This window comes from Bacteroidetes bacterium SB0662_bin_6 (assembly GCA_009839485.1).
Classification (GTDB): Bacteria; Bacteroidota; Rhodothermia; order Rhodothermales; family VXPQ01; genus VXPQ01.
On sequence record VXPQ01000011.1, the window covers coordinates 1 to 25,146 of the forward strand.

Below are 25,146 nucleotides of genomic sequence, written 5' to 3' on the forward strand. Positions count from 1 at the left end.
CCCAGGCCCCGCACCGGATCCCACCCCGCAAGGATGATGGTCCCCACCCATAATCCCGCCAGCAGGGACAGGTACACCCGACGGCTCCACAATGCCAGGGAAATAGCAATGACGGGGGGTAAAAGGACAATCCACTCCACGGAATCACCGGGTACTACAAAGGGATACTCTGATCAAAACCACTTCGCTCAGCGCTTCACGTTCGCGCGTAAAGGATATCATGATTCCATCGTTGAAATCGGCTGAAAACATTGTGGTTCCAGAGCGCCGCGGACGTGAAGCGCCCTTCGGGAGGCTGCGAGGGGTGCGCTGGCCGTGTCATTCCTCATTATGTGGGGCCTGCCACATTGCTTCGTCATTCCTTGCCAGCGCACCCCTCGCAGCCTCTGAGCTTTGTGGACCTAATCAGAGTATCCCAAGGCGATCGATCAGGCGGGCCTGTTGCCGGGTTTCCACTTGATATCGCATCCTATGGAAGGAACCTGCTCGGCCAGAACCTCTCCGGACGAAAGCAAAAGGTCGAGCGCATCGTGCAGATCCTTGCCCGTCGCGACCCCCATGTCGGGGCGGGTTTCGTCGTAGCGCCCCCGGTAGACCAGTTTCCTGTCCCGGTCGTACACGAACAGATCGGGCGTGCATACCGCGCCGTACGCCTTGGCGACCTCCTGCGATTCGTCGTACAGGTAGGGAAACGGATACCCCTTTGCAGCGGCCCGCGCCGCCATCGCATCGAAAGAATCTTCCGGGTACCCCCTTGCGTCGTTTGCGCTGATGAGTACGAACTGTACATCCTTGTCCGCCCAGGCAGCGGCAGATCGGATCAGCGCATCCTCGACATGCTTCGCGAACGGGCAATGGTTGCAGGTAAAGACGATGACAAGCGCCGCCGCATCATACTGGTCAAGGCTCCGGCGGTCGCCGGAAAGGCCGTCCGCAGAGGGGTTCGCAGCGGGCAGATCGAAGGGCGGAGCCGACGATCCGAGCTCCTTCATTATCGAGTAGGTAAGCGCCATAATGTTGCCTTGTAGTACGTGAAAAACGAAAAGAAAGTGGTTACGAAAACCGGACAGATATCGATGTGTCCTGTGCACGCTGCTTTGCGCAGCGTTTTGCGCCCGCAGAATACATCGTTGGACATGCGATTGTCAAGCGAGCGGGCAGCGTGTTGCCGGTAAAATAAAAAAACCGCCGCCGGATATACCACGTACCCGGGAATCTGTCCGAAAAAAACGGAGGTCCCACCCCTACCGATACAACCCCCGCTTCGCTATGATTTCAAGCACCGCCGGGGGAACCATCTCCCGGACGGACCGCCCGGTCCGGATGCGTTCCCGTATGTTCGTACCGGACAGCTCGATCAGAGGCGTGTCGGCAAATTCCACATACTTTCCGAATCCTTCCGGGACCGCCGCCTGCTCGTACCCCGCGCGCGGAAACACGATGAGCGGCGCGCGGCGGACGATCTCTTCCGGCTCGCGCCACCGGGAAAATCCGGGCAGTTGATCGCTCCCTACCATCAGGCGAAAGGCCGCGCCGGGATGCGCCTCCTGTAACTTTCGCAGCGTTTCCACCGTATACGAGGTACCCCCTTGTCGTGTCTCGATTTCCGAGACCGAAAAAGCGGCGTTTCCCGCCGTGGCGGCGCGAACCATTGCAAGGCGGTCCGCGGCATCGGCCAGTTCCTCACCGGTCTTGAAAGGAGAACGGCTGTTCGGAATCCAGAGCACGCGATCCAGGCCGAATCGCTCGCGCACCATCTCCGCCAGACGAAGATGCCCCCTGTGCGGCGGATTGAAGGTCCCCCCAAAAACACCGATGCGCAGCACGCTTTCCGTTGCGGATCCGGCCACCTAAGGCTCAATTAGTAATTGCAAGTTCGGCAAGCCGCCCGGAAGCCTCTTCGTAAAGCGTCTCCGCTTCCTTCGCAACCGGGCTGTCGCGGAAAAGCTCGATGAGGCGGGTATAATTGTCGATCGCCAACTGGAGCCGCTCCGGCTGACGCGATTCGATACTCAAATCGGCGAACGCCATATACGAGCGCATCGCTCCCAGCAGCGCATCGTCGGCCCACCGGGTATCCGGATACGTATCGAAGACCCGTTCATACGAAAGCGCCGCCGCCTCATAGATGCCCCGGCGCTCGTACAGGCCGGCCGACTCGTATCCCTTCTGCGCCAGCTTCTCCCGCAAGACTTTCAGGTGATCTTCCGCCTCCTCCTTCAAATCGGAATCGGGAAACTGATCCAGAAACAGTTGCAGGTACGTGATCGCCTGGCGGGTATTGGTTTGATCGAGGGCGTACTGCGGAGAAAGATGATAGTACGATACAGCCCGCTCGAACGCGGCCGCCTCTACATTTTCGTGGGTCCGATAGGTATTCACGAACCGCGAATATTCGGAAGCAGCCAGAATATAATCGCGGCTTTCAAAATGGGCCCGCGCAAGGTGGAGTTGCGCATCGGCAGCCACCTCGGAGGTCCGCCCGTAATCGAAAACGCCCTGGAAAAACGGAACGGAGCGATCGTATCTCCCTTCCTCAAACAGGCGCAGGCCCTTGGTATAGGCATCTTCCGGGGAATCGTACCGGATGCGCCCCGCACCGGCGCACGCAGACAGCGCAATCGCCGTAAGTAACAATACGACAGGCAGAAACGGGCGCAAGGACCAGGACATAATCAGCGGCGTGAATACGTACACAGGGAACAGGGAAAGCGCGCGAAACGCGCCGGGAAAAGGCTGAAAGTATGTACCTTCGCCTGCTCCTGCTGTTCCTGCCGCCGGCGCACAGCGGACTGCGGCGTTTCGCCCGCGCCTACCTCAGCCGCCGCACCATCCCGTCCTGATACCTGAACCAGAACATGGCCGCGTTGACGTTGCCCCCCTCGAAGTCGATGCGCGTACCCAGTCCTTCCCGGAGCGGCGCCGCACGCACGCGATCCGCCAGCGCTTCTTCGGAATCATCCACGAGAAGCGGAAGCAGAAAGCGGGCCACATCGTACCCGGTGATCGCAAGGCGCCCTTCCGGCTCCGCATCCGAAAGCTCGCGGTACCGCGCCGCAAATGCCTGCAGGGCAGGATCATCCCCGTCCACGTAAAAATCGTCGGCGTAGGTCGTGGCGTACCGGGAGGCCCGCATCGTATTCGGAGCAAGCCGCCAGTCCCCGTTTCCGAGTACGCGGATCCGCTCGCCGAGACCCATGCTTTCGAAACTTCCCATCGCTGCATCGATGCGGGCCACGCTCTCTCCCGAAACGATCGGCATGTAGACGGCGCTCGCGCTCAGAATCGTGTCCCGGGGCAGCGTTTCGGACAAGCGGCTCCAGGCCGTTTGCGAAGCCAGCAGCGTATCGTACCGCACGGTCCTTCCCTCCAGCACCGCCTCCTCAAGAAATCCCTGCGCCATGCGTTCGCTGATGCCGTCGCGGTCCCGTTCGGCTATGACTCCGAAATCGTCCAGCCGCAGGCTCCTCGCGGCAAAGCGGGCCATGAGCCGCCCGCGCATGACGATGGTGGGATTCGCCTGAAAAACGTAGCGCTTCCCGCCCGACACGCGCTCATCGGTGGCAAGAGGCGCAACCAGCACCACCCCGGCCCGCTCCGCCGCCCCGGCGGAAGCCACCGCCTCGCTGCTGTAGAGCGGACCGATGATCGCCTGCACCCCAAGGAGGGCTATTTCCTCGACAGCACCCGTAGCACGGACCGAATCGACGCCTGTGTTTCGGAAAATCATGCGCACGGGGCGGTCGGGATGCTGCGCATTATGCTCGTCCACGGCGATGCGCACCCCGGTAAAAAGGGCCTGGGAAAGCGGGGCATCATTGCCGTCCAGCGGCAAAAGAATGCCCAGATCGCGCGGCAGCGGAATGTCGCGTTCCAACCCTTCTTCGGCCATCTCCCGGAGACGCCGGGCTGCGTCGACGTAGCCGCTCGACGGAAATTCCGACTCGAGGAGGTCGGCGTGCTCCATGACCTCTTCGAAACGCCCCTCCCGGTAGAGCGCTTTCGCTTCCATAAGCAAGGCCGCCGTGGTCTTCCGATGCAGGTCGTACGCCGATCGGACAACCCCGAACAGCCGGCCGGCCAGCGCATATTCGCCCTGTTCGAATGCTTCGAGGGCATCCTCGAACATCCGCTCCGCATCCTCGATTTCAGGCACATCGGCAACAGGCGGGGCATCCTGGGCAAACGCAAGGCCAGGCGCCGCCGCCAAACAGGCATACCACACCGCCATGAAAAGCAACGTGCGCATCAGACCCTGCATCGCGAATCGTCTCATTATTCCCACTCGATCGTTGCCGGGGGTTTGGAACTGATGTCGTATACGGCCCGGTTGACTCCTCGGATCTCATTCACGATCCGGTTGGACACATGCGCCAGAAAATCGCCCGGAAGACGCGCCCAGTCCGCTGTCATGCCGTCCACGCTGGTGACTGCACGGAGCGCGCACACGTTTTCATAGGTGCGTTCGTCCCCCATGACGCCCACCGTCTGCACGGGCAGCAGCACCGCAAAGGCCTGCCATACCGTATCGTACAGACCGCTCAAACGAAGCTCCTCGATAAAAATGGCGTCGGCCTCGCGCAGTATGGCGAGAGACTCCCGCGTCACCGGACCGACGATCCGCACAGCCAGGCCGGGGCCCGGAAAAGGATGCCGCCCGACGATAAGTTCCGGGAGGCCAAGCAGGCGGCCTATCTCGCGCACCTCGTCCTTGAAGAGCTCCCGGAAAGGCTCGATCACTTCGAAATTGTGTTTCTCGGGCAAGCCCCCCACGTTGTGGTGCGTTTTGATCGTGGCCGACGGCCCCTTGAACGAAACGCTCTCGATGACGTCCGGATACAGGGTCCCCTGGGCCAGAAATGCAGGATGATCGCCCGCCTCTTCCGCAATTTCGTGGGCTGCGCGGTCGAATACTTCCACGAACGCATTGCCGATGATTTTGCGCTTTTCTTCCGGATCGGAGACGCCCGCCAGACGGTCCAGAAACAGATCGGTGGCGTCCACGGCCTTCAGGCGCAGGTGAAAATGATCCCGGAAAACAGCTTGTACCTCCTCCCATTCGCCTTTCCGAAGCACCCCGTTGTTCACATAAATACAGGTGAGCCGGTCACCGATCGCCTCGTGCAGCAACACGGCGGCCACCGAAGAATCCACGCCCCCGGACAGACCGAGAATCACATGGGCATCGCCGACGGTCTCCCGTATCTCCCGCTTCTTCTCGTCCACGAAGGAGGCCCGCGTCCAGTCGCCCCGGCACCCGCAGATGCCCATGGCGAAGTTTTCGATGAGCAGGCGCCCGGCGGCCGTATGCACCACTTCGGGATGAAACTGTACGCCGTAGTGGGGGAGCCGGTCGGACGCTACCGCCGCAATCGGCGCATTGCCGGTATGGGCGATCACCCGGTAATTCGACGGCAGGCGGGTCAGGTGGTCGCCGTGGCTCATCCAGACGATGGAGCCGTCGGATACGCCCTGGAAAAGTCCCGAGGCATCGTCGATATGCAAATGAGCGCGCCCGAATTCGCGGCGCTCGGCCGGAGCAACCTCTCCTCCCTCAAGGCGGGCCATGGCCTGAAGGCCGTAACAAATGCCGAGCACCGGCATCGGCGACCCGTCGCTCCGCGTCATTTCGAGGAAAGCGGCGTCCAGTTGGGGCGCTCCTTCATCGAATACGGAGCAGGGACCTCCCGACAAGATGATCCCTTGCGGGTTCATCGCCCGGATTTCTTCCGCAGGTTTGGTGCAGGGATGAATTTCGGAATACACGCCCGCCTCGCGTACGCGCCGTGCAATGAGCTGCGTATACTGGCTCCCGAAATCCAGAATGATGATGCGTTCGTGCATCTTGCGCGGCCTATCCGGTCATGCGTTCGTAATCGTCCGAGGAAAGCAATTCCCCCGTCTCTGCGCCATCGGCGAGCGCAATGCGAATCATCCAGCCTTTCCCGTACGGATCGGTGTTGACATAGTCCGGGTGCGCCTCCAGCTCCTCATTGATTTCCAGGATGCGGCCCGACAGAGGCATATACACATCGGACACGGTTTTAACCGCCTCGACGGCGCCGAACGGCTCGTCCCGGGCAATCTCCGAACCGGGCGGTTGCAGTTCGACAAACACGACATCCCCGAGTTCGTCTTGCGCAAAGTCCGTAACGCCTACGGTCGCCGACGCGCCGTCATCCTCGATGCGTATCCACTCGTGGTCTTTCGTGTAGAGAAGGTCGGCAGGGTATTTCATGGAAACTGTGATGCTAATGCGGCAAAAAACGTCAGACTTCCGCTTCCGCAGGCGCCAGATCGAAGGTATCGAGAAACGCCGTGGTAAACTCGCCCGCCTGGAAAGAGGGATCTTCCATAAGCCGGCGATGGAACGGGATCGTGGTATGTACGCCTTCAATCACGAATTCGTCGAGCGCGCGCATCATTTTCCGGATCGCGAGCGGACGGGTCCTGGCATACACGATGAGTTTGGCGATCATGGAGTCGTAGTACGGGGGAATGGTATACCCGGCATACGCATGCGTATCCACGCGAACGCCCTGCCCGCCCGGGGTATGAAACGCGGTCACGACGCCCGGCGAAGGACGGAAATCATTGAACGGATCCTCGGCATTGATCCGGCACTCTATGGCATGGCCCGTCATCGGAACTTCCTTTTCCGGAATCCCTTCGCCCATCGCAATGCGAATCTGGAGTTCGATCAGGTCGGCGCCGGTGACCTCTTCCGTGGCCGGATGCTCCACCTGGATGCGCGTGTTCATCTCCATGAAATAAAAATCGCCGGAAGCATCGAGGAGAAACTCCACGGTCCCGGCGCCGGCATAGGCTACGGCCTCCGCCCCAAGCACCGCCGCGGCGCCCATGCGGGCCCTCAGCTCCGCATCGACTGCGGGGGAAGGAGATTCCTCGACCAGTTTCTGATGCCGCCGCTGGATGGAGCATTCCCGTTCGCCGAAATGCACCACATGCCCCTTGCCGTCTCCGAACACCTGGATTTCCACGTGGCGCGGGCCGTCCACATATTTTTCGATATACAATTCGCCGCTGCCGAAGGCAGCCTCGGATTCGGCGCTCGCTGCCGAAAACTGGCGCGTGAAGTCGCCGGCTTCGCGAACAATCCGCATGCCGCGCCCGCCGCCGCCGGCGGACGCCTTGACCATGACCGGATACCCGATGTCGTCGGCGATCTTCTTGCCGGCGCGCGCGTCGGGCACGGCCCCGTCGGAACCCGGCACCACCGGCACGCCCGCGTCCCGCATGGCCTCCTTGGCCGAACTCTTGTTCCCCATCAGGGCAATGGTCCCCGCTTTCGGCCCGATGAAAATCACCCCGTGATCTTCGCAGATCGCGCTGAAATCGGCATTCTCCGCAAGAAATCCGTAGCCGGGATGTACGGCGTCCGCCCCCGTCACTTCCACGGCGGCAATGATCCGGTCGGGGCGCAGGTAACTTTCCCGGGAAGGAGGCGGGCCGATACACACCGCTTCGTCCGCAAATCGAACATGCAGGGCGTCCCGGTCTGCCGTAGAATACACGGCCACCGTCCGAAGCCCCATTTCCTGGCAGGTTCGAATGATGCGGAGCGCGATTTCTCCGCGGTTGGCGATGAGCACCTTCTTGATCACGACGGAAACGGGATCGACCTGCCCGGCAGTTGTCAGGTTTCTATCAAAAAGAGGGGGTGATCGTACTCGACCGGCAACGCGTCATCGACCAGAATCTCCGCCACCTTGCCGTCCACCTCGCTCTCGATCTCGTTCATGAGTTTCATCGCCTCGATAATACACAGCGTATCCCCTGCGCGCACGATATCCCCCACCTCCACGAACGGTGCTTCGCCGGGCGCCGGAGCCCGGTAAAAGGTGCCCACGATGGGCGCCTTGACGACCGTGCCGTTCCGGCTGGCGGCCAGCTGGTTCTCAGCCACCGCTTCCTGCGATGGAGGCGGTTCGGGCGCCGGAGCAACCGGCGCGGGCTGCGCCGGGGGAGCAGAAGGCGCAGGAGCAGGCGCCGGAGGCGGCGCATAGGCGGCCGGAGGAGGCGCTGCATACGCAGAATAGACCGGCGGCGGCGCGGAAGGCGCCGGTGCGGCAGGGGGCTGCGTACGGACAACCACCTTGAAATCGTCTTCCGTAATCTCGACTTCGGCGACGCCGCTGTCCCGGACGATTTTAAGCAGCTTTCTGATCAGGGAAAGATCCATATGCACCTGGTAGCAAGGATCGGATTCAGTGGACAGTACTCGGAAAAATCGGGGTTCGGAAACAGTTGGTCAGGCCTTTTCCGCCGTGGCCGCGCGCGTTACGTATTCGCCGGTCTGCGTGTTGACGGTAATGACATCCCCCTCGTCGATGAAAAGAGGAACCAGCACGACGGCGCCGCTCTCCATGATGGCCGGTTTGGTGCCGCCGGTAGCCGTGTCGCCGCGCACGCCCGGATCCGTATCGACCACGGCAAGATCGACCTTTCCGGGCAACTCGACGTTGAGCGGTTCTTCGGCCTCGGCATGAAACAGAATATCCACGGTGGTGCCCTCTATAAGGAAATCCCGTCCCTCCACACGATCCGCCGGCAACGAAAACTGTTCGTAGGTCTGCGCATTCATCATATGAAGACCCAAGTCGTCCTGATACAGAAACTGGTGCGGGCGGCGCTCGATGCGGGCGGTTTGCACTTTCTCGCCGGCGCGAAACGTGTGATCCACGATTTTGCCGGAGCGAACCTGTCTCAGTTTGGAGCGCACGAAGGCGCCTCCCTTGCCGGGCTTTACGTGCTGGAACTCCAGAATCGTCCACAGGTCGCCGTTCCGGACGAGGGTAAGGCCGTTGCGAAAATCGCTTGTATCAGGCATGGCGAAGGGAGTGAGAACCGGTGCATTGCACGGCAAAAGCCGTTAAAACAGGACTTCCGCGGCCCTGTGCGGAATGCGTATGGCGAAGGGCTAATATACCTCCGGAGGGGCCTGTCAGTCAATCCGGACAGGACCGGACACATCCGCAGGCTGGGCAGGACCATATTTCTCGACCAGATGCCTCACAGAGGCTTGCAGCAATTTCCGTAACGCATCCATGTCGATATCGTCGAGTTTGTTTACGTACAGGCACGATTTGCCCGTCTTGTGCTTGCCCAACGCGCCCATAATCTCGTCCTGCCCGTCAAATCCGGTCATGACGTAGATGGAAAAGGCCCGCTTGCGCGGCGAGAATCCGGTCAGCATCCAGTCGATCTCCCGCCCGCTGGCATATTTGAACAGGTAACTCCCGAAACCAACGATATTTTCTCCCCACATGGCGGGTTCGTACCCGGTAATGTCCCGCATCAGGGCAACAAGCGTATGGCTCTCGCGCCGCTTCCGCTCATCGTCGAGGGATGCGATAAAACCATCCACGCTCCGGTCGTTCTTTCTGGTTTTCAGTTCGGCCATCGTTCGTACATGCGGGATTGCGTTTACCGGAATTGTTTCCTGTTGTCGAGCGTGCGCATGAGGTCGCTCACGCCGACCGGACCGTGGCGGTACAGGAACGGTTCCCCGTATTCAACCCCGATCCGGTGACCGAAGGTTCTCGCCCGGGCCTGTATCCAGTCCAGAAATCCCTTGTTCGATACGAAGGTCTCCGGTTCGCCGGACCCCGCCTCGTAGCCGGGGTTGTAAAATTGCGAACGGAACGCTCCCAGCGCTTCGAGCCGCTGTTCCCAAACGTCCGTCACATCCACCACGAACGTGGGTTCGAACTCGACGATATGCATGTAGTGCAGCACATGCTGCGGGCGCCAGGGAAGCTGCGGCGCCCCCTCGTCGTCCTCGGTCGGGATGCCCTGCAGCCCCGAATAAAAGCAGGCGTCGGCGCACAGGCGGGCTCCGGCGCCATGGTCGGGATGCCGGCACTCCGGCCCGCCGATCAGCACGATATGCGGGCGCCAGGTCCGCAGCGCACGGATGACGGGAAGACGGTTCCCGGGCGTGTTGGCGATGTTCCCGTCAGGAAGGCCAAGGTTCTCGCGGACCGTCAATTGCATGATTTCCGAAGCCCGGGCCGCTTCTTCGGCGCGCAGTTCCGGCGTCCCCCGGGTGCCCAGCTCGCCCCGCGTCAGGTCCGCCACGCCGACGCGGTATCCCTGCTTCGTGAGCGTGCAGATCGTCCCGCCCGCGCACAATTCCACATCGTCGGGATGCGCGCCAAAGGCAAGCACGTCCAGTGGAGGCGTTATGGAAGCAGCACCGGAAGCCATGTTACACCACGAAGTTTACGATGCGGCCGGGAACGTATACCTCTCGCTTTACGGCGCCTTGCCCGATATGCTTCGCCACATTGTCCTCCATGCGGGCCGTCTCCAGCACCGCATCCTTTGCGGCGTCCTGCGCCACGGTAATCGTCGCCCGTATCTTCCCGTTTACCTGCACCGCTATCTCTACGGAATCCTCATGCAGGTATTCCTGCACGAGTTCCGGCCAGGATTCATAGGCCAGCGTGTGTTCTCCTCCCAGCCTGCGCCAGAGTTCCTCGCCGAGATGCGGGGCGAAAGGACTCAGCAGAAGCACGAACGCGCGGGCCACGTCCTCAGGCACCGCGTCCCACTTGTACGCGACATTGACAAACTCCATCATGGCGGCAATGGCCGTGTTGAAGTGCAGCCGCTCGATGTCGGCGGTGACCTTTGCAATGGTCCGGTGCAACACGCGCAACTGCTCCTTCGACGCGGCGACCCCGTTCACACGGCCCTGCAGGGCGCCCGTCTCATCGTCGATCAGGAGACGCCACACCCGGTTCAAAAAGCGATGTACGCCCTCGACGCCGCGCATGCTCCAGGGCTTCACCTGTTCCAGCGGCCCCATGAACATCTCGTACAGGCGGAGCGAATCCGCCCCGTACTGCTGCACCACGTCTTCCGGATTGATCACATTGCCCCGACTCTTGCTCATCTTGTGGGCATGGGCCTCGGCCGGAACCGAAGGATCGCTCCTGAGCACAAACCCCTCCCCTTCTTTCCGCACCTCCGATTCGTCCACGCGCTGCCCGGCGACCGTATACTCCATTTCGCCGAGGATCATTCCCTGATGTATGAGCCTCCTGAACGGTTCGGGCGTGCTGACCACCCCGGCGTCGTAGAGCACCTTGTGCCAGAACCGCGCATACAGCAGGTGCAGCACGGCATGTTCCGCCCCGCCGATGTAAAGATCGACCGGCATCCAGTACCGCTCTTTTTCCGGATCGATCAGCATGCGGTCGTTGTGCGGATCGATGAAGCGCAGAAAATACCAGCACGACCCGGCCCACTGCGGCATGGTATTCGTCTCCCTGCGGGCCGGCGCGCCCGTTTCGGGGTCGACCGTATCGACCCATTCGGTGGCCGTCGCCAACGGGCCTTCCACATGCCCGGAAGGCCGGAAATCCGCAATGTCGGGCAGGGTCACAGGCAGCGCATCCTCCGGGAGCGGTTTCGGGACGCCGTCCACGAAAATCAGCGGAAACGGCTCGCCCCAGTAGCGCTGGCGGCTGAACAGCCAGTCGCGCAGTTTGTAATTGACCTTCCCGCACCCGCAGTCGTTCGCCTCCAGCCAGTCGATCATTTTCCTTATGGCGGCGTCCACATGCAATCCGTCGATGGACACGCCCCGCTCGGCAACGCCCGGGATCGCCCTGTGCTCGCTGGAGGAATTGACAAGTACGCCGTCCCCTGTCCAGGCCTCCTTTGCGATGTCGCCGCCTGAAACGACCTCCCGGATCGGCAGGTCGAAAGTTTTCGCGAAATCATAGTCGCGTTCGTCGTGGGCGGGCACGGCCATGATGGCGCCCGTGCCGTAGGAAATCAGGACGTAGTCCGCGATCCAGATGGGAACGCGCTCCCCGTCCACCGGATTGAGGGCGAATCCACCGGTAAACACGCCTGTCTTGTCGTGCTGCAGTTCGGCGCGCTCCAGATCGCTCTTGCCGGATGCCTCCCTGACATAGGCCGTAACCTCGTCGAGACGGTCGGGCGTCGTGACCTTCGCCACAAGGGGATGCTCCGGCGCCAGCACCATATAGGTGGCCCCGAACAGCGTATCCGGGCGGGTCGTGAATACGCGGATCTTCTCGTCCGGAAAATCGCACACGGGAAAATCCACTTCGGCGCCCTCGGACTTGCCGATCCAGTTGCGCTGCATTTCCTTGGTGCTCTCGGGCCAGTCGAGTTCGTCGAGCCCCTCGAGCAACTGCTCCGCATACTCCGTGATGCGCAGCATCCACTGGCGCAGGGGCCGGCGCACGCAGTCGTAGCCGCCCACTTCGGACTTCCCGTCCACCACCTCTTCGTTGGCCAGTGTCGTGCCCAGTTCCGGGCACCACCAGACGGGCACCTCGCTCTGGAACGCCAGCCCCTTTTCGTACAGCTTGAGAAATATCCACTGGGTCCACCGGAAGTAATCCGGAGAGGTCGTATCAACCTCGCGCCCCCAGTCGTACGAAAAGCCGAGCATCTTGAGTTGCTCGCGGAAACGCACGATGTTCGCTTCCGTGGTGATGCGCGGGTGGGTGTTCGTCTTCACCGCGTACTGCTCGGCGGGCAGGCCGAAGGCGTCCCAGCCGATCGGATGCAGCACATTGAACCCCTTCATGCGCTTGTAGCGCGCAAGGATGTCGGTTGCCGTATACCCCTCGGGGTGCCCTACGTGCAGACCCGTTCCGCTCGGATACGGAAACATGTCCAGGATGTAGAACTTCTCCTTATCCGGATCCGGCTCGTCGGGAGTCCGAAAGGTCTGTTCTTCGTCCCAGTACTGCCGCCATTTCCGTTCTATTTCGGCGAAGGGATATCCGGCCATGCCTGCCCTCGGTGAAGAAAATATCGGTCAAAGCGGGTAGATACTCTCTGAGGGGTGAAAGGGTTCGGAAGGGGTGGTTTGGGGGAGAAGGGAGTGTGCGGGAGTTGCGCCGGCGTGGTGGGGGCACGGCGGAGGCGTAGCGTGGATGTCGCGGGCGACACAGCGTGTAAAGTAAAGCGCAGGCAAATTGTAACAATGTTGCAACGATCCGGATCGGGCCTTGCGGAGCAGGAAAGGGATGTATACCTTGCAAGCGTTCCCTAATCGTATCGAGCATGGATTTCGACCTCGTTCTCATATCGTCCGTGGCCGTAGCGCTCGCCGGCCTGATCGCCTGGATGATCAAGTCGCTTGCCGAGCTGCACAGGCAGATCGCCGAGCTCCAGGGACAAATCGGTGATCTTCGGGGAGAAATCGGCGATCTTCGGGGAGAGGTCCGGGGAGAAATCGCCAGTGTCAGAGTAGAAATCAGCGATCTCCGGGCAGAAGTCCGGGAAGAAATCGCCAGTATCAGGGTGGAAATCAGCGACCTCCGGGCGGAGGTCTACAAGGAACTGAGCGAGATCAACGCCCGTCTCGGGCGGATCGAGGGGCATCTTTTCGGCGCAGACTTCCCGGCTGTTGCGACATAGATGATCGCTTCTTTTGTCGGCTTCCTGCTTTTTTTCACCCTCATCGGGGTGTCTTCCGCGTGGCTCAGCCGCGGCACCCGGCATGACTACTACCTGGCTGGCAGCAGCGTAAAGCCATGGCTGGTGGGGCTCTCCGCCGTGGCGACCAACAACAGTGGCTTCATGTTCATCGGTGTCATCGGCTACACCTATGCCACTGGCTTCCCCGCATTCTGGTTGATGTTCGGTTGGATCGCGGGAGACTTCCTGAGCTCTCTCTTTGTCCACAGCAGGCTGCGGGCGGCCACGTCACGCACCGGCGAGGTAAGTTATGCCGGTGTATTGGCCAACTGGTATGGGGCGCCGCACGACTGGCTGCAACGTGTCATCGGCGCGGTATCGCTGCTGTTCATGCTGGCTTACGCCAGCGCACAACTGGTCGCAGGCTCCAAGGCGCTGCATGTGTTCTTTGGTTGGCCACAGTCCACCGGCGCCATATTGGGGGCCGTGCTGATCACCGTTTACTGCTTTGCCGGTGGTATTCGCGCATCCATCTGGACAGACGCGGCTCAATCCACCGTCATGATCGTCGCCATGGGCGTACTGTTTTTCGTGGCGACCGAATCTTTAGGAGGTTTCAATGCAGCGCTCTCCGCCATGGGCGGTATTCCGGGTTACACCGACTGGTTTCCCGGCAACCTGCTGTTACCCGGGGCGGCGGGTACGGTGCTATTCATCCTGGGTTGGATGTTCGCCGGTCTGTCGGTGATCGGCCAGCCTCATGTGATGATCCGTTTTATGACCCTGGACAGTTCCGAACACATGCACCGAGCGAGAACCTGGTACTACCTGTGGTTCACCGTCTTCCACTTTCTGGCCACCTCCGTGGGGCTCCTCTCACGTATTTACCTGAGTGACGTCCCTGCTTTCGATGCTGAATTGGCGCTGCCGACCATGGCCGTGGATATGCTAAACCCGGCTCTGGTGGGACTGATTCTGGCCGGTATCTTTGCCGCCGCCATGTCCACGGCGGATTCACTGATACTGAGTTGTTCGGCCGCGATAACGCACGACCTGCTGCCCCGTCGGATAGAGCGTACGCTGCTCATCAAGGGAACGACTATCGCCATCACGGCGGCGGCGCTGGGCCTCGCAATGATCAACAGCCAGAGTGTGTTCAGTTTGGTCATCATGGCCTGGTCGGCCCTGGCAAGCGCGTTTGCTCCGCTGCTGATCGCTCTCTGCCTGGACTGGAAGCCTTCATTGCGCTTGAGTCTGTCAGCTATTGTGATTGGGCTTTCCGTAGCACTGTTGTGGCGATGGCTGGGTTGGGAGCAACACATTTATGAAGGCCTGTCCGGCGTTATCTCAGGCCTGGTGGTACTTCGCCTTGGGACCTATAGACATTCAGGCAATTCCGGAACGGCGATAGCTCGCAAGGGAGAATGAGACGATGCAACCGGGCAACACCCGACCCATCTATCTATCCTGTAATCACTCCACCTCACACCCCTCTCTCCGCCTCGTATCGGTGATCTGCGTAATCTTCCAGGCGGAGCCGTCGTGGAAAAAATGAAAGGCGTTGACGCCGCAGTGGCTGAACGTCTCCCCGAGATAGAACGCATAGTTCATCCACGCCTGGGCAAGGTGGCCGTCCACGGCGATTTCCACATCCCATATCTTTTCGTCCCACACTTCGTCATGTGGGGTCCCCACCGCTTCGACGAATCCGTCCACGCTGCCTGTATTCAACACGGGCTGACCGTCGCGCACGAACGCGGACTGCAGGCGCGCCTCCGGGTGAAACGTTTCCCGGACCATCGTGCTGTCGCCGGCCCGCATGCCGTCGAAGAGCTGGTCGATGACGGCCCGCACGCCTTCGGAAGACAGGTCGCCGGAAGACTGCGCCGCAACCGGAGCGGCAAGCGTCAATAAGCCAAGCGTCAGTATGATGCAAAAAACGGAACGCATGGGCCTAATCTAACGACCGAAAGACCTGGATCGCAACCCATGCCCGTATTGAATCCTTTCCGCATAACGGAACAGGCGCAAAATGACGCGACAAATCCGTAAAATGCCCTGCCGCGAAGCGCCTGTTCCTTTCGGGCACACACTGAACCACGCAAAGGGTTTACCACCCTACCCGCCTCCCTGTAACCGCACCACCTGATGCTCGGCGGTATCCGTATCGAGCGTCTCGCGCAGCAGATCCACGAAGCCCATGCCGTATTTGTTGAGAAAATGCAGCACGGACAGCTCGCGCTCCTGCAATACCCCGTTCGGATACAGATTTCCTTGCGCCTTTTCGAGGCGGGCGCGCACCAGGTCCTGTTTTTTCTTTTCGGCCCGCACAGCCTTTGCCCGCAACCGGGCCAGTTCGGTCGTCAACGCTTTTTGGGTGGCGTCGGCGGCCTTCGCCAGCGTACCGTCCACTTCCCGGAGCGGCGCCCGCACCTGATCGACCACCCCGCCCAGAAGCCGGGCGGCCTCGTCGAACGCCTCCTCGATATCCCCTTGCATCGAGTCCACCACGACGCGGTGAAAAAGCCGGTCCGCATCTCCCGCGAAATCCCCCACGGCGAGCCCGTACGTATCCAGCACCTTCGCTACATGCGGTTCGAGGAAGGTGGCGCCAGCACGGGGATAGATAAGCGGCATGGGAAGGCCCGCCCATTCGTACAGGGGATGGCACTGCGCAAAGTAGGCGATCTCGCCCGGCCCGCCCACATACAGCGCCGTGGGAAGCAGAAGGTCCTGCATCAAAGGGCGAAGCACCACATTCGGGCTGAAGGATTCCGGAGCGCGCTGCAACAACTCCAGGGCTTCCGCCCGCGTCATGCGCCGGCCCGTACCGCGCTCGACAAAATCCTCGCCATCCAGATCAAGCGGAATGCGCCCCTGTTCGTTCAGCAGAAAAAGATTGGCCGGACGCACGAACACCTGCTCATGGTACGTCTGTCCCAGTTCATCCGAAACGCGGCGTACGAGTGCGGCAGCGGTCTCGGCTTCCTCGATTTCCCGTGCGAAGAGGGGCGCGGCCAGCCGTTTCAGGGCCGCGTCGTCGGGATTGATGATCACCAGACAGGGAAACAGTGCCCGGAGCATCCGGGCGAAACCTTCGGAGAGCGTTGCGCCGGCGCCGTATGCTTGCCGGACCATACGCAGCACATCCCCCTTGAAATCCGTATCGGGAAGAAGCCCCTCCAAGCGGTCCGTAATCCCGTTACCCGGCCGTATGCGTCCCGCCGGCCCCGGAAGGCCGGCTTCATCGGCCTGCAAGCGCAACTCGACGGGCCGGTTGCTTTGCAGTGCAACGACCCTCGAAATCTCGTCCACATCGTGGTCTTCGCCCCCCAGCCAGAACACCGGCACGATGCGCCGCCCGGTTTCTTCGGCAAGCCGGTCGGCCAGCTGGATGGCGGAAAGCGCCTTCAGAATGGTATAGATCGGCCCCGTAAACAGGCCCACCTGCTGGCCGGTTACCACCGCTGCGGTATCCGGCTCCCGCAGCGCCTCGATGCCGGCGCGCGCCGCTTCCCCGTCTCCCCAGGTCGCATGCTGCCGCAACAGCGCATCGGCCAGTGCATCCCGGTCCCGGTCGAATGCGGCGGCCCGTTCGACGGCGCTTGCCCGTTCCCCGGAGCGGCTCCAGTCGCCCGCGAAATAGTCCGAAAGGGCTTCGTAGTTCGTGCAGTAATCCCGGAAAAGCGCCGAAAACCCGTGCAGGTCGGTAAACGGAATACGCGCTACGGACGCCTGCATATCGGTGGACGAAAGATGGGAACGGCGTAACCCGATATACGGCGCCGCGCTAATTCTGCTGACGCTCGCTCTGAAGCCGTTTGATTTCGTCGCGAAGTTCGGCAGCCTTCTCGTAATTCTCTTCCTGGACGGCCGCATCGAGCTGGTGCTCCATCCGCTCCAGTTGCGTCATGGCGACAGGGGCCGGTTCCTTCTCCTGGCGTATGCTGGCGTCCTGCATTACATCGGGGGCCACATAAATGGGAGCATCCATGCGCACGGCAAGCGCCACGGCATCGCTCGGACGGGAATCGAGATGGGCGGTCTTCCCGTTATGGGTATAGCATATCTTGGCGAAGAACGTACCCTCTCTGAGCTCGTCGATGACGACTTCGGTCACTTCGGCCTTCACCGCCTCCAGCGAATCACGCAACAGATCGTGCGTCATGGGCCGCGGCGGCTGAATCTTTTCCATTTCGAGAGCAATGGCCTGCGCCTCGAATGCGCCGATGATAATGGGAAGCCTGCGATCCCCCGCCACCTCGCCCAGAACAAGAGCATAGGCGGCACCCCCACTCGAAGGAGTGGTGGAAAGCCCGATGATATCTACCTTTACGTATTTCATACCGACAGCGCACGTTTTAACGCCGTGATAAATGCCTTGTTCTCGACTTCCGTTCCGGCGTTTACGCGAAGAAAACCCTGTAACTCAGGGTATCCGGACATGGAACGAACAAGCACGCCTTCCTGAAGAAAACGCTCTTTCAGGTCCGCTGCGTCCTGCGGCGTTCGGAATAGTACGAAATTCGTTTGGGACGGTACCACTTCCACGTCTTCCATTACTGCAAGAGCAGCAGTAATCGCAATACAGTCCTGTCGAATACGACGGGCGCGCTCCTCGATCACGTCCGGGTACGCGGTGAGCAGGATATGCGCCGCCGCGGAGGCCAGCGGATCGATCATGAACGGCATCCTCGCCTTGCGCAGCTCCTGCAGCACATCGGGATGGGCTATAAGAAAACCGAGGCGCAGCCCGGCAAGCCCGCACGCCTTGGAAAAGGTGCGAAGCAGAATGAGGTTGGGGCGTTCGTCCATAAGCCGGAGCGCACTCCCCTCGTCCGAAAATTCCAGATACGCTTCGTCGACGACCACGAATCCCTCCGAGGCGTCGGCAACCGCCGCAATCTCGTCGAGCGTCATCGCGAGCCCGGTGGGATTGTTGGGCGTCGCAAGCACAATGAGCGACGGGCGGCGCTCCTTCGCCGCCTTGACCAGCGCATCCGTATCGAAGCGAAAATCTTCGCGGCAGGGGATTTCGAGAAGATCGCCGTCGTGGAGAAGCGCCAGCTTCGCATACAGAGAAAACATGGGACGCGGCAGGACCACCGGCGTACCGCGCTCGATCAGCGCCAGAGCCAGCAGCCCGGCAAGGTCGTTGGAGCCATTTCCTGTTATGACCTGATCGGGATCGCATCCGGCATACGCTGCGAACGTCCGGGTCAGCCGCTCCGAAAATTCGTCCGGATACCGGTTGAACGGAATACGCGCAAACTCCCGGAGCACCTCCTCCTTGATCTCGGGCGGGAGATCGTACGGGCTCTCGTTCTGGTTCAGTTTTACGGTGGTCTCCTCGGGAAGGCCTACCAGATACGGGCGCCGGTCGCGGACAGCCGGACGAATGCGGCGTACGAGCTCATCCATGCGGATCTGCCTGTTCATCCTCTTGCCTGTTCGAGGCGCTGTGTGTAGAAATATCTCCTGTCAATCGGGCCTCCACGGCACGGGCATGCGCCTCCAGCCCCTCCGCTCTCGCAAACGCGGCGATGCGTGCACCGGTTCTTGCCAGCCGCGCTTCCGTCCATGCAATGACGGACTGCCGGCGCAGAAAGTCCTCCACGCCCAGCGCCGACGCATACCGGGCGGTGCCGCCGGTAGGAAGCACATGGTTCGGACCGGCAAAATAATCACCTACCGGCTCCGGCGAGAAGGGCCCCATAAAGACAGCGCCCGCATGCCGGATCCGGGGAAGCAGCGCTTCGGGATCCCGCACAAGCAATTCAAGGTGCTCGGGTGCCAGTTCGTTGACTGCTTCCACCGCCTGATCCAGCGTATCGGTCACGATGCAGGCGCCGTAATCGGTAAGCGAAGCCTCGACGATCGCCCGCCGCGGCAAGGTTGCCGTCATCGCAGCGGCATGGCCGCGTACGGCTTCCGCCAATTCTGCATCCGGAGTCACCAGCACCGCGGAGGCCCGGGGGTCGTGTTCGGCTTGCGCAAGCAGATCGGCCGCCGCAAAACGCGGATCAGCCTCCGAGTCGGCCAGCACGACGATTTCGCTCGGCCCGGCCACCGAATCGATATCCACCATGCCGTAGACCTGCTTCTTGGCCGTCGCCACATAGGCGTTGCCGGGGCCTGTGATCTTGTCGACGCGCGGCACGGTCTCCGTCCCGAAAGCAAACATGGCAATAGCCTGGGCTCCCCCCGCTGCGAATACGTGATCGACGCCGAGAACATGGGCCGCCGCGAGCACAAGCGGGTGCGGCAACCCGTCCGGCCCGGGCGGCGATGCGAGGTACAGATGCTCTACGCCCGCAACCTGCGCCGGAATGACATTCATCAGCACACTGGACGGATACGCCGCCGTGCCGCCGGGGACGTACACCCCCGCCCTTTCGATCGGTACGTACCGCTGCCCCAGTCCGGCGCCGTCTTCTTCCGTATCGAACCAGGACGCCCGAAGTTGCTTCTCATGGAACCGCCGGATGTTGTCTGCGGCTTCGACAAGGATACCGCGCAGCGCATCATCCAAACGGGCATGGGCCTCGGCAAGACGAGCAACATCCACGCGCAAGGAAGCGGAACGCACCCCATCGAACCGTTCCGTATAATCGAGGACCGCCGCATCGCCCCGCGAACGGACTTCCTCCACGATACGACGTACCGCCTCATCGATCCGGTCGCCGAACAAGGCGCTGCGACCGAAAAGGCGTTCCAGTTTTTCCCGGCGCTCGCAAAAAGGTACGACAGGAAGCATGATGAGAAGAGAAAGGTTGCGTAAGGACTCAGCGTGCGGCGACCGAACAGCGCCGCCTGCCGGGGCCCCGTGCCCGTAACAGCAAAAGCCCTGCCGGTTCGAGCGACAGGGCTTTCCATGCAAGACCGTCTCCGCCCGTATTAGCGGCGGTTCGTGCCTTCCGAGGAATGATCCCGGTCGTTGATACTGGTAAGCTCCGGCAGATTACGGAATTCGTATCCCGGGAGCCGCTCGTCGACCACATGCTTCACGACATCGTGCAGCGCCGTGATGAACTTGCCGAAATCCTCCTTGTAGAGGAAGATCTTATGCTTTTCGTGTCGGGTTTCTGAAACGCGTTTGCTCTCCGTAATGGTTACGAAGAAATCCTCGCCCGACCGGGTCGTCTTGACATCGAAGTAATAGGTTCGTTTCCCTGCGGGGACTCGCCTCGAATAGATTTCATCGCGGTGCGAATACATATCTACCTGGCCGTCCCGTCCAATCAACTCGTCGTTCGTCACGTGCTCAGCGTACGTTTGTTTATAGGATATCGATGGTGATCAATGGGGCCGGCGGTACAACACACAACAGCACAACCCCCTGCATACGGCATTCACCTTGCGGAAAATCCGACCGCAAAATATAACGATCTTGTGAACCCGGAGACAATTTTTTGTGTTCCCGCGTCCGGCATGGCTACGCTTGCCGATCCGTTTCACGTGCAAGATCAAACACCACACGGCGCGCCAGATCGAAAGGATACCCCCGGCGCACGAGATAATCGCAAACCTTCTTTTTTCGCTTCATGGGATCCGGCTCTCCCGACAGTCGCTCCCACCACGTTCTCCCCACCTCCACCGCACGGTCCGCAAGGGCATCCTGCTCAACGAACACGGCGTCCAGTGCAGCCTCCAGTACGGCAGGCGCCACACCCTTCCGCAGCAGATCGGCGCGCACGCGTACGGGGCCATGCCCTTCCTGACGGAACCGGCGTTCGGCAAACGCCTCCGCAAATGCCCGATCGTCGAGCAGGCCCGACGCACGCAGGCCCCCGACCACTTCATCTGCGATTTCTTCAGAATATGTCTTGCGCAACCGGCGTCGGACCTCCGCAGCCGTCCGGTCCCGGTAGGCCATATAACGCAACGCGAGCACTCGCGCCTTGAGCACAAGGTCCTGCCGGACCATCCGCACCTGCTCCTCGACGCCGAGCGATTTTCCTTTCGCCAGTCCGAATTCGAGGACCACATCCTGGTGCAGAGAGAAGGCAAACCGGCCGTCAATATGCACGGAAACGCGCTCGGGGGATTTGTCCAGCGCCCGCAGCAACGTAATGCTTCCCGACCGGAATTCGATATCCTGCGTCATGGCCGGTCTGAATCACTGCGGCGACGGAAACGCTCCACCCGTCCTGTCCACCTGCACATGAACCGAATCGACGGAGACTGCCGCAAAGATGCCGATCCCCCCTTGCACGCCGGAAACAGGTTCGCGCTGGTCGGGATCGTCCCTGCTCGCGGCAAACCGGGCATAATCCGGCCCGGATCGCACCAGCGAAACGCGCAGGCCATGTTCCGGCAACGGATCGCCTTCCTCAGGTACGCTGACGGCATACACCCCGGTCCAGGTCTTGCGTTCCGCGCTGATTTCCTGCGTTTGCTCTCTGAACACCTCGTCGGAACGAAGAAACAGATCCACAATGGGAGAAGAAAACGTGGTGAAAGGCTGCAACTGCGCCCGCACCCAGGACTCTTCCTGAAAAAATCCCGCCTCCGGCGCAGCCCATTCGATCGTGGCCTCGATCGGATATATGTACCCGGTGTAGGCGCCGGTCGCCAGAGTGTCCGACAACGCCAGGGAGTCGAGCAGCACCGCCGAAACGGGTTCCTCCGGGATTTCGAACGATACGGCAAGGATTTCTATTTCGGGCGGAACGACGCCATTCGCCTCAACCACGGCATCCCTCCAGACCGCGCTGAATGAGAACACGTCGCCGGCAGCCGCAACCCCGGCGCCGTTTCCCTCGGGCAGATATCGGCCCGACTGCCCCGGATCCGGCGTATACCGGACCAACTTATCCCCCAGCCTCATCTCCACAGCAGCGTCCGAAACGGCGGCTTGCGCAGCATCGTAGGGCTGCCGGGGCGACAAGGTCCGGTGTACGAACACAGGTTGGAGAGGCTGCCCGGAATTGAGGAATCCTTCCACCACGACCTGCGCCTCGTCAACCGGAGCCACCGTATCGCACCCCGCCGCTGCAAAGCATGCGCACAGCATGCCTGCAAACACCAGCCTCACGCTATGGATCGCCTGCGGCTTCATAATTGCATCCTGATTTCGAACAGGGGCAGGATGGGCAGACCGCGGCGGTTCTGCACCTCCATACCCTGCTCCGAAGGAAGGTACTGCCGCGCTGTTACATTGCGCCGATTGGTCACGTTGTACAGGTGCAGACGGGCAAGCCAGAACGCGCCCAGCACCCGGAAGCTGCGCTCCGCGGCTATGTCCATCCGGAAATAGGGCGGCAATCGCCCGTTGTTCAGAAACGGACGGTACAAATACCGGGTCGTTTCGTCGAGCGGATCGCCTATGGCGTACTGCGCCACAGGCACCGTCGTCGGGTAGCCGCTGCGCGCCTCCAGAATGGAGGTTACCCGCCATTTCCCGATTTCCCGGGCAACGAGAGCCCCAAAAGATCGGGGCACGTCATATCGGGACGGCCGGAACGAGGTTTCTCCCAACGCCTCCGAGCGTGTCAGAGATCTTCCCCCTGCATAGTTCAGGCGAACGGACCAGGGCCCTCGGTCGGCGACTGCGGAAAGTTCAACCCCGTACGCCCGCGCTTCTCCCCTCACATACTGCCCGAGCAATTCGCCCACATCGATCCCCGGCCCCACCAGTTCATTTTTATTGCGAAACTCATCCTCCGGCAGCAGGACATCCGTTACATAACGCCAGTACATATCCCCATGCAGGGTCAGCCCCCGCAAGGGCCTGCTCTCGAGCCCCATCGATCCCTGGTACCCGGAAGACGGCGCAATATCTTCACTTGCCGGAATCCAGCGGCTAGTCACGAGATCGTACGTAAAGGCATAGCGGTCGCGCAATCTGTGGAGATATTGCATGGTCCGGCCGACGCCGGCCCGCAGGCGAAGCCGCCGGGGATCCATGACATGCTCAAGCGCGAGGCTCGGGCTGACATCCGTGCGAAACTCGGCTCCGAACACATTCAGGCGCACTCCCGGATGAATGATCCAGCGCTCGTTCAATTGCCACACATCCTGCGCATACACGGCCAGTTCGGGCTCCGCCGCTTCGTTTTCCTGCGCATGCCGGTCGACCGTTCCCGCCGAGCGGCGGATCACCGCATCGAGCGATGAGGAAAAATCGCGCACACCGGCTTGCAAACCTACCTTTATCCGGTGGGAAACGGATTGAAAATATTCAATGTCCAGCTTCATCCCCGCGTCCCGCAGGTCCACCCGGTAGTCGGACTGCATGACCGCCGAGATCGTCGGGCGCAGCAAGGTGCTCTCGCGTGCCCGGTAGGTGGACAGATACGCTGTTCCCGTCGCGAAAAGGCGCTCGGAAAACAGATGCTGGTATCTTGCGCTGACCAACTGATTCCGCCACTCCTGAGCCACCTCGAAGAAAAGGTCCGCCGGGCGAAGCCAGGACGAGAAATCCAGCGACAAATCGAACGGCAGGCGCAGGTCGAGCTCATCGCCCCCGCGATAATAACTGATCGATAATCGATCCGCGCTCCCGAACCGGTGCGTGTACTTGGCGCTCGCGTCGTAGAAATGGTATCCCGTGCGGAGCGTGTCCCGGCGGCCGTCCGCATTTTCTACGGGGTGCTCGCGTCCGATAATCTTGTCGAGATAGGACCTGCGCGCCGCCGCCATGAACGAACTGTTGGCGGTCACCGGCGACTCGATCACCATACGCCCGCTGAGCGGACTCACCGCCATGAACACCCCGGGTTCCTGCTGTGACCCGTCCTTCATCTGCGCATCCAGGACCGACGATATCCTCCCCCCGTATTCCACGGGAAAAGAGCCCCGGTACAGCTTGATATCCTTGAATGTCTCGGTCTGGAAGATGGAAATGAGGCTGAATGCGTGCCAGGGATGATACACAGGCGCTCCGTCGAGCATATAGAGATTCTGATCGGGAGAAGCCCCGCGAATCAGCATGCCGCCGTGGAGTTCGCCCGCTTTGCGTATACCCGGAAACCGCTGAAGGGCCTGGAACAGGTCCGATTCCCCGGGGAAGGACGGAAGCCTTTCGAGGCGGCGAACCGATTCCCTGAGCAGACCCGGCGAAGCTGCGCCCACCGCATAGTCCGCGCGTTCGTCTTCCACGACAATGCCGCCTCCTTCCAGCGCTACAGGGACAAGGGGCACGATAACCGGCAAGGGGGTCTCCGCAATCCGCCGCTCCCCGGTCGTATATCCCAAAAAGGAAGCCTGCACGGCATAATCGCCCGGAGGCAGGGAAGACAGCGCAAAATACCCGGCATTGTTCGTCACTGCGCCAATGCGCAGTTCGGAAAGGTAGATGTGCGCACCCGGCAGCGCTTCGCCGGTTTCCCGGTCGATCACGAATCCGCGCAACGTCCACCGGCGTGCGGTTCCCGCCCCGTCGGCGACGGAAGCACGCACTACAACGTATTGCCTGCGGCGCACGCGCTGCGCTTCAAGCGTTGCCGGCCTGAGCACGCACGCAAGGGCATCCTCGACAGACGATCCTTCGTACGTGCAGGTCGTGTTCCGGTCCAGGACCAACGCTTCCGAGAACACGATATCGACGCCCGCCTGATCCCGCACACTCAGCAGCGCATCCCGCAGCGGCGTTTCTTCGACCTCGACGCGGATGGTTTGCCCCACCGCCGGGAGCGACAAAAGCAGAAAGAGGAATATGACCGACAGCCTGCGCACGCCCCAAAATACCGATTTACCCTCGGACACGCC

Annotated in this window: 23 protein-coding genes; 2 read left to right on the forward strand and 21 right to left on the reverse strand. The window is 61.3% G+C overall.

Annotated features, from left to right (window positions below; all coding sequences use genetic code 11):
• Positions 1–428: 428 nt before the first annotated feature.
• The 12 genes from F4Y00_01360 to F4Y00_01415 form a co-directional block, all read right to left on the reverse strand.
• Entirely contained in the window at positions 429–1,013 is a 585-nt protein-coding gene (locus tag F4Y00_01360) for a thioredoxin family protein (GenBank protein MYE03612.1), read from the reverse strand.
• A 231-nt stretch (positions 1,014–1,244) separates the two neighbouring features.
• Entirely contained in the window at positions 1,245–1,826 is a 582-nt protein-coding gene (nadD, locus tag F4Y00_01365; GenBank protein MYE03613.1) for a nicotinate (nicotinamide) nucleotide adenylyltransferase, read from the reverse strand.
• Positions 1,827–1,857: 31 nt separating this feature from the next.
• The gene (gene bamD, locus F4Y00_01370) at positions 1,858–2,673 is read right to left on the reverse strand and encodes an outer membrane protein assembly factor BamD (protein ID MYE03614.1); all 816 of its coding nucleotides are present in this window, start codon (positions 2,671–2,673) and stop codon (positions 1,858–1,860) included.
• A gap of 139 nt (positions 2,674–2,812) precedes the next feature.
• Positions 2,813–4,276 carry an ABC transporter substrate-binding protein gene (locus F4Y00_01375; protein MYE03615.1) on the reverse strand — a complete coding sequence of 488 codons (1,464 nt, stop codon included), beginning with the start codon at positions 4,274–4,276 and terminating at the stop codon, positions 2,813–2,815.
• Entirely contained in the window at positions 4,276–5,844 is a 1,569-nt protein-coding gene (guaA, locus tag F4Y00_01380; protein MYE03616.1) for a glutamine-hydrolyzing GMP synthase, read from the reverse strand. The genes F4Y00_01375 and guaA overlap by 1 nt, the downstream gene beginning before the upstream one ends.
• A gap of 10 nt (positions 5,845–5,854) precedes the next feature.
• Positions 5,855–6,238: a glycine cleavage system protein GcvH gene (gene gcvH, locus F4Y00_01385; GenBank protein ID MYE03617.1), complete on the reverse strand. Its 384-nt coding sequence runs from the start codon at positions 6,236–6,238 to the stop codon at positions 5,855–5,857.
• A 31-nt stretch (positions 6,239–6,269) separates the two neighbouring features.
• Complete coding sequence (gene accC / locus F4Y00_01390) at positions 6,270–7,625, reverse strand: acetyl-CoA carboxylase biotin carboxylase subunit (GenBank protein MYE03618.1); 1,356 nt, start codon at positions 7,623–7,625, stop codon at positions 6,270–6,272.
• Between the two features lie 32 nt (positions 7,626–7,657).
• Positions 7,658–8,203, reverse strand: a complete 546-nt coding sequence (accB, locus tag F4Y00_01395) for an acetyl-CoA carboxylase biotin carboxyl carrier protein (GenBank protein MYE03619.1) — start codon at positions 8,201–8,203, stop codon at positions 7,658–7,660.
• Between the two features lie 69 nt (positions 8,204–8,272).
• Complete coding sequence (gene efp / locus F4Y00_01400) at positions 8,273–8,851, reverse strand: elongation factor P (GenBank protein MYE03620.1); 579 nt, start codon at positions 8,849–8,851, stop codon at positions 8,273–8,275.
• Between the two features lie 114 nt (positions 8,852–8,965).
• The gene (locus F4Y00_01405; GenBank protein ID MYE03621.1) at positions 8,966–9,424 is read right to left on the reverse strand and encodes a DUF1801 domain-containing protein; all 459 of its coding nucleotides are present in this window, start codon (positions 9,422–9,424) and stop codon (positions 8,966–8,968) included.
• 23 nt (positions 9,425–9,447) lie between these two features.
• Positions 9,448–10,230, reverse strand: a complete 783-nt coding sequence (bshB1, locus tag F4Y00_01410; protein MYE03622.1) for a bacillithiol biosynthesis deacetylase BshB1 — start codon at positions 10,228–10,230, stop codon at positions 9,448–9,450.
• A 1-nt stretch (position 10,231) separates the two neighbouring features.
• Positions 10,232–12,802, reverse strand: coding sequence for a leucine--tRNA ligase (locus tag F4Y00_01415; GenBank protein ID MYE03623.1), 2,571 nt, complete (start codon positions 12,800–12,802; stop codon positions 10,232–10,234).
• Positions 12,803–13,077: 275 nt separating this feature from the next.
• Here F4Y00_01415 and F4Y00_01420 point away from each other — a divergent pair, with 275 nt between their 5' ends.
• Both F4Y00_01420 and F4Y00_01425 read left to right on the forward strand, forming a co-directional pair.
• Positions 13,078–13,434: a hypothetical protein gene (locus F4Y00_01420; protein MYE03624.1), complete on the forward strand. Its 357-nt coding sequence runs from the start codon at positions 13,078–13,080 to the stop codon at positions 13,432–13,434.
• Positions 13,435–14,862, forward strand: coding sequence for a sodium/proline symporter (locus F4Y00_01425; GenBank protein MYE03625.1), 1,428 nt, complete (start codon positions 13,435–13,437; stop codon positions 14,860–14,862).
• Between the two features lie 45 nt (positions 14,863–14,907).
• On the opposite strand, the gene F4Y00_01430 is transcribed toward F4Y00_01425, so the two are convergent.
• The 9 genes from F4Y00_01430 to F4Y00_01470 all read right to left on the reverse strand — a co-directional run bounded on the left by F4Y00_01430 (position 14,908) and on the right by F4Y00_01470 (position 25,113).
• Complete coding sequence (locus tag F4Y00_01430) at positions 14,908–15,384, reverse strand: nuclear transport factor 2 family protein (protein ID MYE03626.1); 477 nt, start codon at positions 15,382–15,384, stop codon at positions 14,908–14,910.
• 168 nt (positions 15,385–15,552) lie between these two features.
• A complete protein-coding gene (gene bshC, locus F4Y00_01435) occupies positions 15,553–17,313 on the reverse strand; it encodes a bacillithiol biosynthesis cysteine-adding enzyme BshC (protein MYE03627.1) in 1,761 nt (586 codons plus the stop codon).
• Positions 17,225–17,779 (reverse strand): bifunctional nuclease family protein, encoded by a 555-nt coding sequence (locus F4Y00_01440; GenBank protein ID MYE03628.1) that lies wholly within the window; start codon positions 17,777–17,779, stop codon positions 17,225–17,227. Before F4Y00_01440 ends, bshC begins: the two co-directional genes overlap by 89 nt.
• Positions 17,776–18,873: a histidinol-phosphate transaminase gene (gene hisC, locus F4Y00_01445; protein ID MYE03629.1), complete on the reverse strand. Its 1,098-nt coding sequence runs from the start codon at positions 18,871–18,873 to the stop codon at positions 17,776–17,778. Before hisC ends, F4Y00_01440 begins: the two co-directional genes overlap by 4 nt.
• Positions 18,848–20,191, reverse strand: a complete 1,344-nt coding sequence (hisD, locus tag F4Y00_01450; protein ID MYE03630.1) for a histidinol dehydrogenase — start codon at positions 20,189–20,191, stop codon at positions 18,848–18,850. The genes hisC and hisD overlap by 26 nt, the downstream gene beginning before the upstream one ends.
• Before the next feature lie 140 nt (positions 20,192–20,331).
• The gene (locus tag F4Y00_01455; GenBank protein ID MYE03631.1) at positions 20,332–20,652 is read right to left on the reverse strand and encodes a DUF3276 family protein; all 321 of its coding nucleotides are present in this window, start codon (positions 20,650–20,652) and stop codon (positions 20,332–20,334) included.
• A gap of 217 nt (positions 20,653–20,869) precedes the next feature.
• Positions 20,870–21,541: a recombinase RecX gene (locus F4Y00_01460; GenBank protein ID MYE03632.1), complete on the reverse strand. Its 672-nt coding sequence runs from the start codon at positions 21,539–21,541 to the stop codon at positions 20,870–20,872.
• A 12-nt stretch (positions 21,542–21,553) separates the two neighbouring features.
• Entirely contained in the window at positions 21,554–22,495 is a 942-nt protein-coding gene (locus F4Y00_01465) for a DUF4249 family protein (protein MYE03633.1), read from the reverse strand.
• Positions 22,492–25,113, reverse strand: a complete 2,622-nt coding sequence (locus F4Y00_01470) for a TonB-dependent receptor (GenBank protein MYE03634.1) — start codon at positions 25,111–25,113, stop codon at positions 22,492–22,494. The genes F4Y00_01465 and F4Y00_01470 overlap by 4 nt, the downstream gene beginning before the upstream one ends.
• Between the last annotated feature and the right edge of the window lie 33 nt (positions 25,114–25,146).